The sequence below is a fragment of the Paractinoplanes pyxinae genome, assembly GCF_026626335.1.
Classification (GTDB): domain Bacteria; phylum Actinomycetota; class Actinomycetes; order Mycobacteriales; family Micromonosporaceae; genus Actinoplanes; species Actinoplanes pyxinae.
The window spans coordinates 164,847-175,846 of record NZ_JAPNTZ010000023.1; the positions used below are offsets into that span (position 1 = coordinate 164,847).

9 protein-coding genes, 1 pseudogene and 1 riboswitch are annotated in these 11,000 nt (G+C 71.3%); of the genes and pseudogenes, 2 read left to right on the forward strand and 8 right to left on the reverse strand.

Going from position 1 to position 11,000, the window contains the following annotated elements:
* Nucleotides 1–65: 65 nt before the first annotated feature.
* The gene (locus OWR29_RS44585) at nt 66–2,777 is read left to right on the forward strand and encodes a hypothetical protein (RefSeq protein ID WP_267569708.1); all 2,712 of its coding nucleotides are present in this window, start codon (nt 66–68) and stop codon (nt 2,775–2,777) included.
* On the opposite strand, the gene OWR29_RS44590 is transcribed toward OWR29_RS44585, so the two are convergent.
* The 8 genes from OWR29_RS44590 to mgrA form a co-directional block, all read right to left on the reverse strand.
* On the reverse strand, nt 2,740–3,408 hold the full coding sequence (locus OWR29_RS44590; protein WP_267569709.1) for a response regulator: 669 nt from the start codon (nt 3,406–3,408) through the stop codon (nt 2,740–2,742). The genes OWR29_RS44585 and OWR29_RS44590 overlap by 38 nt on opposite strands.
* Nucleotides 3,409–3,413: 5 nt before the next feature.
* Nucleotides 3,414–5,906: a DEAD/DEAH box helicase gene (locus tag OWR29_RS44595; protein WP_267569710.1), complete on the reverse strand. Its 2,493-nt coding sequence runs from the start codon at nt 5,904–5,906 to the stop codon at nt 3,414–3,416.
* A 62-nt stretch (nt 5,907–5,968) separates the two neighbouring features.
* The gene (locus OWR29_RS44600; RefSeq protein WP_267569711.1) at nt 5,969–6,613 is read right to left on the reverse strand and encodes a nucleotidyl transferase AbiEii/AbiGii toxin family protein; all 645 of its coding nucleotides are present in this window, start codon (nt 6,611–6,613) and stop codon (nt 5,969–5,971) included.
* A gap of 32 nt (nt 6,614–6,645) precedes the next feature.
* Entirely contained in the window at nt 6,646–6,999 is a 354-nt protein-coding gene (locus OWR29_RS44605) for a hypothetical protein (RefSeq protein ID WP_267569712.1), read from the reverse strand.
* Nucleotides 7,000–7,131: 132 nt separating this feature from the next.
* On the reverse strand, nt 7,132–8,016 hold the full coding sequence (locus tag OWR29_RS44610) for an aminoglycoside phosphotransferase family protein (RefSeq protein WP_267569713.1): 885 nt from the start codon (nt 8,014–8,016) through the stop codon (nt 7,132–7,134).
* On the reverse strand, nt 8,013–8,774 hold the full coding sequence (locus OWR29_RS44615) for a nucleotidyltransferase domain-containing protein (protein ID WP_267569715.1): 762 nt from the start codon (nt 8,772–8,774) through the stop codon (nt 8,013–8,015). Before OWR29_RS44615 ends, OWR29_RS44610 begins: the two co-directional genes overlap by 4 nt.
* Complete coding sequence (locus OWR29_RS44620; protein ID WP_267569716.1) at nt 8,771–9,433, reverse strand: nucleotidyltransferase domain-containing protein; 663 nt, start codon at nt 9,431–9,433, stop codon at nt 8,771–8,773. Before OWR29_RS44620 ends, OWR29_RS44615 begins: the two co-directional genes overlap by 4 nt.
* 2 nt (nt 9,434–9,435) lie before the next feature.
* A complete protein-coding gene (gene mgrA / locus OWR29_RS44625) occupies nt 9,436–10,431 on the reverse strand; it encodes an L-glyceraldehyde 3-phosphate reductase (RefSeq protein ID WP_324291316.1) in 996 nt (331 codons plus the stop codon).
* A 51-nt stretch (nt 10,432–10,482) separates the two neighbouring features.
* A riboswitch (glycine riboswitch) is annotated at nt 10,483–10,585 on the forward strand.
* A gap of 66 nt (nt 10,586–10,651) precedes the next feature.
* On the opposite strand from mgrA, the pseudogene OWR29_RS44630 reads away from it, so the two are divergent.
* Nucleotides 10,652–11,000, forward strand: a pseudogene (locus tag OWR29_RS44630) (aminomethyl-transferring glycine dehydrogenase); the annotation flags it as partial.

Sequence of the window (11,000 nt, forward strand, 5' to 3'; positions counted from 1 at the left end):
CGTGGCTCGTGTAAGACAGCTGACTGCCGTGGCCGTGAGCGCGCGGATAGTCGTCACCTATGGTCGTGGAACTTCGCGTGCACGGCGTGAGCGGCACGCCGATCGAGTCGATGCTGGACGATCCGTGGCCGGCCCAGGTGGCGGGCGACGACGACGGGCGCATTTTCCGGCGTACGCATGACACCCCGCCCGATCGGGTGGTCGAGGGCTACCACTGGGGCCGGTACACCGCGGGCTCGCCGTCGCGGGCGCTGTGGCTCCTGCTGCTGCCCTTCGCGCTGGTCAACGTGGCCCGGTTCGCCCTGCTCAGGCCGGACGCCCGGCGCCGCCGGGACCGGTTCGCGGACGCCGTGGTGCGCGTGCTCGGCCTGCTGATGACCGTGATCATGGTCGTCACCACCTGCTACCTGGCCTGGAGCGTGCTGGCCAGGCAGTGTGCGCCCGGGGCCTGCGAGGGCGACTTCTGGCTGCTCGAATGGTTCGGCCGGCGCTCACCGGGGGCGCGGCTGGTCGTGGCGACCGTGCTGCCCCTGGTTGTGCTGGCCATCTTCTGGCAGTTCGACCGGCTGACGTACGAGGCCGAGCCGCCGGGCCGGCCGCGGGCCGAACGTCCGGGCCGCAACGGCGACATCGGCGACCCCGGCTTCTGGCGCGGCCCGCAGTCGACCTCGTCGCAACGCGCAGCGCACGTCCTGGCCGGCTGCGCGGTGGCCGGGCTGCTCGCGCTCGCGATGCTGGGGGACGTCCGCCAGTGGGCCGGCCTCAACCTGTGGTTCACCGGGCTGTGCGTGCTGGTGGCGGCCGGCCTGATCGCCGGCCTCGGCAAGGCCTTCTACGTCGTCGTGGCCGCACCCGAGCCCAAGCCTCGCCGCCGCAAGAATGACGACCACCCGCCGGCGCCCGCCGCCGCCGAGGAGGGCCGCCCGGCGGTCGTCCCGTCCGACGGGCACGACACCACCGAACTCGGCTTCTCGATCCTGGTCACGCGGTACGCCACCGTCGCCGCCGCGTTCGCCGCCGTCGCCCTGGCCGCGGTCGGTCTGGACCACGTGCGCCCGGCCGGGCCGCGCGGTGCGGGCGCCTACTTCGCCGCCTTCGCCAACGGGGTCGGCCTGCTGCTCGGGCTGGCGCTGCTGGCCCTGCTGGCGGTGACCCTGGTGCTGGCCACCGACGCCGGCGGCAAGCACCTGCGGGACGTGCCCAAGCCGTTCCGGCCGTTCTTCGGCGGGCTGGTGGGCTGGATGGGCGCTTCGCTGGGCGCGACGATCGGGCTCGGCATGAGCGCGGCCGCGGTGTTCTGGACGGCCCGCGCGCTGGGCGACCCCGTGCTGGAAGGCGCGGCGCGGTCGCCGCACCTGATCGAGGTGGCGACCGTCTACTGGATCATGGCCGCGGTCTGGGGCGGGCTGGCGCTGGTGCTGGTCGTCTCGCTGCTGCCGATGGCCGCGTGGCTGCTCCGGCGCCACCGCTGGTGGTGGCTGCTGGCCGGGCTGGGCGCCGGGCTCGCGGTCGCGGCCTGGCGGCTGCTGCCGGGCGAGCTCAGCCCGGACGGGCTCGAACGCGAGGCGGAATGGCTGGTCGGGGCCGTGGCCGCGGTGACGATCCTGTCCCTGTTCGTGTTCGGGCCGAAGCAGGACGACTTCGAGGACCGGCTGTGCGGTGACTACAGCGCCGAGCACGGGCTCGACCGGGCGCGGGCCCGGGTGGCCGGGCGGTGGCGGGTCGCGCTGATCCGCTACCGCTACCACCACGTGCTCGGGCTGCTGGCCACGCTGGGCGGGCTCGCGGTGATCGTGACCGCGATCGGCTGCGGCTGGCTGCTGCTGACCCCGGCCCGGCCCCCGGCCACCCTGACCGGCAACGCCAACGGCCCGCTGGGCCAGCTCGGCGTGGTCGTGGTGTCGTTCGGCGCGACCGGGCTGGCCGTGCTGGGCCTGGGCACCTGGCGCAAGGCGGGCCTGCGGACGGGCGTGGGCATCATCTGGGACCTGCTGTCGTTCTGGCCGCGGCAGGGGCATCCGCTGTGCCCGCCGCCGTACGGGGGCCGGGCCGTGCTGGCCGTGGCCGGGCGCGCGTCGCAACTGATCAACCAGCCGGCGTTCGAGGCGGACGCGGTCGTGCTGTCCGGGCACAGCCAGGGCAGCGTGATCACCCTGGCCGCGTGCGCGGTGCTGGAGGAACAGGCGCGAACCGGCGGTACGGACGAGGACGACGACCTCGGCCGGCAACGGGCGCGACGGACCGGGGCCCGGCTGCACATGATCACTTACGGGTCTCAACTGCAGTTCCTGTACGCGCGGTTCTTCCCGGCGTACTTCGGCTACCGGCGGCTGCGCGGCGTCTACGACGGCCTGGACGGGCGGTGGCGCAACGTCTACCGGTGGACCGACCCGCTCGGCGGCCCGGTGCTGGCGTGGGCGGCGCCCGGATCGTCGTCCGGCTTCGGACCCGACATCGACCTGTGGCAGCGGATGGGCCGGCCGGGCGACGCGGGGCCCTCGGTGCGGTGTGCCTGCGAGACGCCGTGCGAACCGTCGTCGGCCTGCCCGTACCCGAAGTACTGGGCCTTCGGCGCGGACGTGCGGCTGCGGGACCCGGCGACCATCGAGGACGATCCGCTGCAGCCCAAGCGGGCGGCGCGCGGGCACAGCGGCTATCCGGGCGATCCCGCGTACGAGTGCGTCTTCGACGACCTGCTTTCGGGCCGCCAGGTCGACCCGAACCCGGCGCCGGCCCCGGTCAGGGCTGAAAGCGGTACCCCATCCCTGGTTCCGTGATCAGGTGCCGCGGCCGGGCCGGGTCGTCCTCGAGCTTGCGGCGCAGCCGGGCCATGTACTGGCGCAGGTAGTTGGTCTCGGTGGCGTACTGCGGGCCCCACACGTCGTGCAGCAGGCTGCGCTGGGTGATCAGCTTCCCCGGGTTGCGCAGCAGCTGTTCGAGCAGCTGCCACTCGGTCGGGGTGAGCCGCAGCTCGGGCGTGATCGTGTGGCCGGCCAGGTCGACGGTGAACTTGCCGAGGGTGATCGGGCCCGAGGCAGTGTCCGAGGGGTGCGCGCGGCGGGTGACGGCCCGGATGCGGGCCAGCAGCTCGTCCACCCCGAACGGCTTGGTCACGTAGTCGTCGGCGCCGGCGTCGAGGGCGGCCACCTTGTCGGCGCCCTCGGCCCGCCCGGACAGCACGATGATCGGCACGGTGGTCCAGCCCCGCAGGCCGCGGATGACCTCGGCGCCGTCCAGATCGGGCAGGCCGAGGTCGAGCACGACCAGGTCGGGGGCGTGGGCGGCGGCGGCCTTGAGCGCGCTCGCGCCGTCGGCCGCCACCTCCACGTCGTACTCCCGGGCCCGCAGGTTGATCCGCAGCGCCCGCAGGATCTGCGGGTCGTCGTCGACGACGAGGATGCGGGTCACCGTTCCTACTCGCCGTGCGGGCCGACGTGGGTCACCACGATCGACGCCGCGCCGATCTCGTCCGACGCGGCCAGGTCGACGGTGGCCTCGATGCCCCAGTCGTGGTCGCCCTCCGGGTCCTCGAAGACCTGGCGGACGAGCCAGGCTGTCGGAGTGACCTCGATGTGCAGGAACGCGGGACCGCGCGCGGCCGGGCCGGTGCCGAGCGTGTCGTACTCGTCGAAGTAGTCCAGGATCGCGTCCTGCCAGCGTTCGGCGGTCCAGCCGGCCTCGGCGTCGAGCTCGCCCAGCAGGTCCCACCGGCGCAACGCGGCCAGCTCGACCCGGCGGAACATGGCGTTGCGCACGAGCACCCGGAAGGCGCGGACATTGCGGGTGACCGCGGGCGGCTTGTCGTCGATGCGGACCTCCTCGACGGCCTCGCCCGGGTTGCGCAGCCGCTCCCACTCGTCGAGCAGGCTCGAGTCGACCTGCCGCACGAGTTCGCCCAGCCACTCGATGAGGTCGGTCAGTTCCTCGGTACGGGCGTCCTCGGGCACGGTCTGCCGGAGCGCACGGTAGGCGTCGGCCAGGTACCGCAGCACCAGGCCCTCCGACCGGGACAGGCCGTAGAACGACACGTACTCGGTGAAGGTCATCGCCCGCTCGTACATGTCGCGGACGACCGACTTCGGCTTGAGCTCGTAGTCGGCGACCCAGGGATGGCCCTGGCGGTAGGTCTCGTACGCGCCCTCGAGCAGCTCCAGCAGCGGCCGCGGGTGGGTGACCTCCTCGAGCAGCGTCATCCGCTCCTCGTACTCGATGCCCTCGGCCTTCATCGCGTTGACGGCCTCGCCGCGTGCCTTCTGCCGCTGCGCGGAGAGCACCTGACGCGGGTCCTCGAGCGTCGACTCGATGACCGACACGACGTCGAGCGGGTAGTCGGGCGCCTCCCGGTCCAGCAGCTCCAGGCTGGCCAGGGCGAACGGAGACAGGGCCTGGTTGAGCGCGAAGTCGAGCTGCAGGTCTTCGGTGAGCCGGTAGACCCCGTCCGGCGTACGCTCGATGACCCCGCCCGCGACCAGGGCCCGGGCGATGGCGACGGCCCGCCGGATGTGCTTGCGCTGGGCCGCCGGCTCCTCGTGGTTGTCGGTCAGCAGGTGCCGCATGGCCTCGAACGGGTCGCCGCCGCGCGACAACACGTTGAGCAGCATCGCGTGCGACACCTGGAACGACGAGGTCAGCGGCTCGGGGTCGGCCGCCACGAGCCGGTCGAACGTGGGCTGGCCCCAGCCGATCGTGCCCTCCGGCGGCTTCTTGCGCACGACCTTGCGCCGCTTCTTCGGGTCGTCGCCGGCCTTGGCCAGGGCGCGCTCGTTGTCGATCACGTGTTCCGGCGCCTGCACGATGACCGTGCCGAGGGTGTCGAACCCGGCCCGGCCCGCGCGCCCGGCGATCTGGTGGAACTCGCGCGCCTTGAGCAGGCGCGTCTTCACCCCGTCGTACTTGGACAGGCCGGTGAACAGCACCGTGCGGATGGGAACGTTGATGCCCACGCCGAGCGTGTCCGTCCCGCAGATGACCTTCAACAGCCCCGCCTGGGCCAGCGTCTCGACCAGGCGGCGGTACTTGGGCAGCATGCCGGCGTGGTGCACCCCGATGCCGTGCCGCACCAGCCGGGACAACTGCTTGCCGAAGCCCGCGGTGAACCGGAAGTTCCCGATGGCGGCCGCGATCTTGTCCTTCTCCTCGCGGGTGGCCATGTTGATGCTCATCAGCGACTGCGCCCGCTCCAGGGCGGCGGCCTGCGTGAAGTGGACGATGTAGACGGGCGCCTGCTTGGTCTGCAGCAGCTCCTCGATCGTCTCGTGCAGGGGCGTCATCGCGTACGAGAAAAGAAGCGGGACCGGCCGCTCGACGCTGGCCACGACGGCCGTGGCCCGGCCTGTGCGCCGCGACAGATCGTCGACGAACCGGGTGGTGTCGCCGAGCGTGGCCGACATGAGGATGAACTGGGCCTGCGGCAGCTCGATGATCGGCACCTGCCAGGCCCAGCCGCGGTCGGGCTCGGCGTAGAAGTGGAACTCGTCCATCACGACCTGGCCGACGTCGGCGTCCGCCCCCTCGCGCAGGGCCAGGTTGGCCAGCACCTCGGCCGTGCAGCAGATGATCGGCGCGTCCGCGTTCACGCTGGCGTCGCCGGTCAGCATGCCCACGTTGTGCGCCCCGAAGACCGCGCACAGGGCGAAGAACTTCTCGCTGACCAGAGCCTTGATCGGCGCGGTGTAGAACGTGGTGCGCCCGTCGGCCAGCGCCACGAAATGGGCGCCCGTCGCGACCAGGCTCTTCCCCGAGCCGGTGGGGGTGTTCAGGATGACGTTCGCCCCCGTGGCGATCTCGATGAGCGCCTCTTCCTGATGGGTGTAGAGGGCCAGCCCCTGCTCGGTCGCCCACTTCTGAAAGGCGTCGAACACGGCGTCGGGATCGTTGGTGCCGGGAAGGCGGTCGGTCAATGTCATAGAGTCTTTAGTCCGGTCTTGGGCGGTGGGTGGGGCGGTCGGATGGGGGTTCATTCTATTGATCACTCGCGGGGCCACTGCGCGAGGCGTTGCCGCAGCTCGGCGATTTGCTGAGTAGTGAGGCCGTAGAGCGCGAACCGCGCGTCGTGCAGCCGATCGAGATAACGTCCCGCGTCAGCTACATCTTCCGGATCAAGCGCGGGGTCGGCGTTGCGGGCGAGTTCCAGCAGTACGTCGAGGGGGTAGCGCTCGAGCGCGGCTGCTACATCGATGTAGTCCCGGACCTCCCGCCGGTTCACCAGAGCCGCGACCTTGGTGGCGACGAGGTCGTCGAGGTGCATGACCGGCCCCAACTCCATGACGACGGGCTTCTGCGACCGGTCCAGCCGGCACAGCGTCAGCCGCAAGGCCCGGTTGTCGGTGGCGACCAGGAACTCTTGCAGGTCTTCGTCCATGCCTTCGAAGAGCTCGTCGCCCTCCTCCCGCACGACCCGATAGCCGGCCTGGCGAAGAGCCTCAGCCACCTCGTCGGCCGCCGCCGCCACGCCCCCGGCCGTGTCGGTGAACAGGTCGACATCCTCGGTCGGGCGCTGGACGAGCCCGTTCACCAGCCAGGCAAAGCCGCCGCCGAGCACGAAGCCGTGCTTGGTCGCCTCAGCCAGCGCGATGCGAGCAACCTCGGAGTAGAAGTCGTCGACGCCCGCCATCGAGCCAGGCTATCGGTCGCCCGCGGGGGCGGTCAGTGGGCGTCGACCAGGCGGGCGGCGTAGCGCAGGTAGGCGTGGCGGGCCTCCCAGGCGGCGCGGACGCCGCGGGGGAGGTTGAGCTCGGGCCAGACCTGGATGAGCGTGGGGCCGTGCAGGTAGGTGCGCAGTTCCTCGACTCGGATGGCCTCGCGCAGGACGTTCTCGTACATCCAGGTGAGCATCGTCGGCTCGGCCAGGTCGAACGCCCGCTGCGGACCCCACCACAACCGCAGCGGGAGCTCGACCAAGCCCGCCGTGGGCCCGCACAGTTCGCCGAGGGTGCCCGCCACCAGCACCGGCCGGTGGGGCCGGGCGAGGTGGACAGCGACACGAGCAGCGGTGGACATGCGATCAGCGTAAACCGACACGCCGCCCAAACCGAGTTCCTAGCCTCCTAGGACGGCCTAGCGGCGGAGCCGCAGAACACGAACGGACGCCTTCGGCGCCGACCTAAAGATCTAACAGCGTGAATGCGGGTGTCAGTCGGCGAGGAGGCGGTGCAGGGCGGCTCGGGCCGGCGGCGCCCAGCTGGGCTTGCCGCCGGGGCCGGGGTCGTGGCCGATCAGCAGGCCGCTGAGGACTCGGGCCATGGCCCAGCCGCGGGCTCGCCGCAGGGTGGCGTCGTCCACGGCTGGTTCGTACGAGCGGAAGAACACGTCCGGATCGGGCAGCAGGTGCCACGCCGCGGAGAGGTCGTAGGCGGGGTCGCCCGCGCAGAGGTCGCCGAAGTCGATGATGCCGGTCAGGGCGCCGTCGGTGGTGAGGACGTTGGCGGCGTGCAGGTCGGCGTGGATCCACAGCGGTGGGCCGGCATACGGCGGGGCGGCGAGGGCGTCCTTCCACACGGCCCGTACGGCGTCGGGGTCGTCGATCAGGCCGCGCTCGGCCGTGCGGGTCACGCCGGCGGTGAAGCCGGCGTCCCGATCGGCCAGCGGGCCGCCGCGGTCGCGCCCGGTGGGCGCAGTGGCGGGTGCCGGCTGGTGAAGTGCGGTCAGGAACGCGGCCAGGGCGTCCGCGCCGTGGACGACGGGGCTGAGATCGGCGGGCGTGCCGGACACCCAGGTCGTGATGATCCACGAGCGCGGTAGCAGCGCGGACGGCCGGCCGAGCCGCTGCGGCACGGGCACCGGCAGCGGTAGGCGTGGGGCCAGCGTGGGCACCCAGGTGTGTTCCTTGACCAGCAGCTCGTCCGCGTCGCCGACGGCCCACGGCAGGCGGACGGCCAGGTCGTCGCCGAGGCGCCACAGCTGGCAGGACCAACCGCGGGCGCCCAGCCGCACGGGCCGGTCGGCGAGGTCGGGGTGCTGGTCGCGCACCAGCTCGTGAACCAGGTCGGCGGTGATCTCGAGCGGCGAGTGCGTCACGCCGGAGGACGGTAGCCCAGCCGCGCATCCACCAAGAGTTGGTGCAGCGCCTCCACCGCATCCTCGGCCGGGTGCGCGGGAAGGGGAGAGCTGTCGCGTGCCTCTTCCAGCGACACCCGCAGGGCCGCGGCGTCGGCACGCAGGCGGGCTTCCAGGGCGGCCGGGAACGGGCCCTTCTCGGCAGTCCGCTTAATTTCGATGAGCTCCGGAACGTACGGGAAAGCAGTTCCGAGTACCGCGAGGTCGGTCTCGAGTTCGCCGGTCAGCATCAGGTGCCGGCCGGTCAGAAGCACGCGCAGCCAGTACAGCGCGGCCTTCAGCGTTCCGGTCTTGTCGAACAGCTTCTCTTGCGACGTGGCGAAGCCCAGGTAGTGGTGGGCGTGCCCGGACGTCACGAACGACGGCGCCAGCTCGACGAGCGCCTTGTGCAGCGGCCCGGTCGCCACCACGAGCGGCGAGAGCAGCTGTTCGAGGACGTAGCCGTTGCGGCTGTTGAGCAGGCGGGCGAACTTGCGCAGGTCGTGGCTGACCACGTCGAGTTCGACGCCGTCGCGCCAGCCGCTGTTCTGCAGGGTTTCCGGGCCGAGGCGCAGGCCCACCACCTCGGTCGCCGGCAGCAGGTGGGCGGCTCGCAGGTCGAGGTCGGAGTCGACGGAGGCGAAGCCGTAGAGGTGCGCCCCGCTGACCGTCGCGAAGATCACCGGGTACGGCAGTTCGGCCACCACCTCGGCCGACCACTCGGGCACTTCGGTCGTCACTTCAACCCCCTTTCCCGTACGCCGAAAAGCAGTTGATCTACCGCTCGGCGATCAGGCGCCTCGGGCAGACCGGTCGACTCCCGGGCCGACGCCAGATCATCCTGGAGTTCCGCGGCCCAGGCCACCACCGAATTCCACGGCACCGCACCGCTCTTGACCTCCAGCAGGCGCGGGCGCAGCGACCGCACGTCGACCAGCACGTCGCCGGTGCGCAGCACGTGGGCGCCGGCCAGCAGCAGGCGGATCATGTGCATGGCCTGCTTCCAGTTGGTCTCGCCGGTGCGCTCGCGGCGTGCGGACACCCGGTTGAGCTGGTCGCGCGCGTACTCGCCGTACGTCGCAGCCACCTTGCGTGACAGAAACGCCTGCCGTACGGACAACAGAGCGCGGCCGTCGTCGGTCAGCGTCTCGACGATGGGGGACCAGAGCACCTCGAGCACGGTCGGGTTGGCCTGCAGGGCGAGCGTGCAGAACCGTTCGATCTCCCAGGTGAACTGCTCCGGCAGCGGCCCGTCGAAGTGGGTCGGCGGCTTGTCGAGCGACCAGAAGGCCCGGGTCGGCGCCGCGTACACGCCCCGGCGGTCGTGGTCGGAATCGGGCCCGTCCAGCCCGTAGGCCCGGGAGCCGACCACGACCCCGAGGATCGTGCGTTCGATCATCGTCAGAGATCCAGCACCGTGCCGTCGATGTCGCCGAGCTCTTCCGCCGAGAGCTGCAGATTGCCGATCGTGGCGACGTTGTTCTCGAGCTGCTCGACGCTGCTGGCGCCGATGATCACACTGGTCATGCGCTCGTCGCGCAGCGCCCAGGCCAGGGCCATCTGGGCCAGCGACTGGTTGCGGCGCTTGGCGATGTCGTTGAGCGCGTGGATCCGGCCCAGGGTCTGGTTGTCCAGGGCCTCCTCGTTGAGGAAGCGGCTGGTCCGCACGCGGGAATCGTCGGGGATGCCGCCGAGGTAGCGGTCGGTGAGCAGACCCTGCTGCAGCGGGCTGTAGGCGATCGCGCCGGCGCCGGCTTCCTGCAGGGTGTCGAGCAGGTTGTCCTTCTCGATCCAGCGGTTGAGGATCGAATACGACGGCTGGTGGATCAGCAGCGGCGTGCCCAGGTCCTTGAGGATGGCGGCGGCCGCGGCGGTCTGCTGCGAGTTGTAGTTCGACAGACCGACGTACTGGGCCTTGCCCGCCCGCACCACGGCGTCCAGCGCGCCCATGGTCTCTTCCAGCGGCGTCTCGGGGTCGGGCCGGTGGTGGTAGAAGATGTCGACGTAGTCCAGGCCGAGCCGCTGCAGCGACTGGTCGAGCGAGCTGACCAGGTATTTCCGCGAGCCGAAGTCGCCGTACGGGCCGGGCCACATGTCGTAGCCGGCCTTGGTCGAGACCACGATCTCGTCGCGGTGCGCCTTGAGGTCGGTTCCCAGGATCCGGCCGAAGTTCTCCTCGGCGCTGCCGGGCGGCGGGCCGTAGTTGTTGGCCAGGTCGAAGTGGGTGACGCCGAGGTCGAAGGCGCGGCGCACGATGTCGCGCTGGCGCTGCCAGGGCCGTTCGTGGCCGAAGTTGTGCCACAGTCCGAGCGAGATGACGGGCAGCTTCAGCCCGCTGCGTCCGGTCCGCCGGTAGGGCATGGTGTCGTAGCGGTCGCCCGCGGGGGTGTAGGTCACAACCCCACCCTAGAGATAGGGGGTCCGGCCATGATCGCTGGTAGGTTGGTTGCCAGCCATGCGGGAGAGACCGTCGCATCTTAGTGATTGGCGACGGCGCCGAAGGGGCAAATCCTCCCCGGAACCTCTCAGGCAAAAGGACCGCGTGGGCAGGCGACTCTGAAGCCGTGCGCGGTGACAGAGGGGGAGGCCGCCTTGTCGACCTCTCTTAGGAGCCGTCATGACGTTCGCATCCCGGCATATCGGTCCGGATAGTGACGAGCAGACCCACATGCTCAAGACGATCGGGTACGCGTCGCTGGACGCCCTGATGGACGCGGCGATCCCCGAGGTCATCCGCTGGCACGGCTCGCTGAACCTGCCCGATGCGGCCTCCGAGGAAGAGACGATCGCCGAGCTGCGGGCCATCGCCGGCCGCAACCGGGTGACGACCTCGATGATCGGCCTGGGCTACTACGGCACGTTCACGCCGGCCGTGATCAAGCGGAACGTTCTGGAGAACCCGGCCTGGTACACCGCCTACACGCCCTACCAGCCCGAGATCAGCCAGGGCCGGCTCGAGGCGCTGC

Coding starts and splice junctions, on each gene's coding strand:
- OWR29_RS44600 (WP_267569711.1), bottom strand. CDS start 6,613: ATGGCGGGCGTCGACGACTTCTACTCCGAGGTTGCTCGCATCGCGCTG.
- OWR29_RS44605 (WP_267569712.1), bottom strand. CDS start 6,999: ATGTCCACCGCTGCTCGTGTCGCTGTCCACCTCGCCCGGCCCCACCGG.
- OWR29_RS44595 (WP_267569710.1), bottom strand. CDS start 5,906: ATGACATTGACCGACCGCCTTCCCGGCACCAACGATCCCGACGCCGTG.
- OWR29_RS44620 (WP_267569716.1), bottom strand. CDS start 9,433: ATGATCGAACGCACGATCCTCGGGGTCGTGGTCGGCTCCCGGGCCTAC.